Genomic DNA, 738 nt, shown 5'->3' on the forward strand with positions numbered 1-738 from the left:
ATTGAATTTTATTACAACGAAATTCAAAAAGGTTTTGAACAAATGCGTGAGCTGGATAAGCAAACACACTGGAGTCAGAAGCTTCATCAAGATCGTTTCAAATTTGTAGAGAAGTATAGAGAGATACTAGACGAATATATGGAGGACAGTGAATGATGATGCCAAAAGAAATCTATTCAGATGCGTTAAGAGGTGCTAGGAATCAATTGAAAATGGCAAAAAGAGCATACGAAATTCGGCCCACCATCGAAAATGAACGCAGAGTAAAAGCCATTCGCCGTAGATGTTCAATTTACGGTGAGTTACAGAAAGAGGACAGCAAATGATACCGAAGTTTCGAGCGTGGGATAGAGAAAAAGACAGAATGATTTATCCTAGCACGACAGGAGTTTGTTTTGAAATGAATGATGATGGTATAAGTGTGCTTGATATTGATATAGATTATCCCAATGACTATGGTTTTCCCAAAATAGCTTCAATCCTCATGCAATCTACCACTCTGAAGGATAAGAATGGTGTGGAGATATTTGAGGGGGATATAGTACTTGTCAATGTAAGTAATGGTTTTAATCATTTAGTTAATGAAAAAACGATTGTACAAGAATCCGAGTTTCATTCTGGGTTGATTTGTAAATCATTAGCTAGTGGAATGGAATATAGAGTATTCAAGCGTAATGAGGCTGGGTATGAATACGAAGTCATCGGAAATATATATGAGAATCCTGAGTTGTTGGAGGA

At 36.7% G+C, this 738-nt stretch carries 3 protein-coding genes; all 3 read left to right on the forward strand.

What is annotated here, in order from left to right; genetic code table 11:
* A partial coding sequence (locus DVW83_RS14835) for a DUF1140 family protein (protein ID WP_137239703.1) occupies positions 1-156 on the forward strand: 156 nt, incomplete at its 5' end.
* Positions 153-326 carry a hypothetical protein gene (locus DVW83_RS15285; RefSeq protein ID WP_002375499.1) on the forward strand — a complete coding sequence of 58 codons (174 nt, stop codon included), beginning with the start codon at positions 153-155 and terminating at the stop codon, positions 324-326. The genes DVW83_RS14835 and DVW83_RS15285, both read left to right, overlap by 4 nt.
* A partial coding sequence (locus DVW83_RS14840; protein WP_137239706.1) for a YopX family protein occupies positions 323-738 on the forward strand: 416 nt, incomplete at its 3' end. The genes DVW83_RS15285 and DVW83_RS14840, both read left to right, overlap by 4 nt.

The organism is Enterococcus sp. VV15 (assembly GCF_005236045.1).
GTDB classification, from domain to species: Bacteria; Bacillota; Bacilli; order Lactobacillales; family Enterococcaceae; genus Enterococcus_B; species Enterococcus_B durans.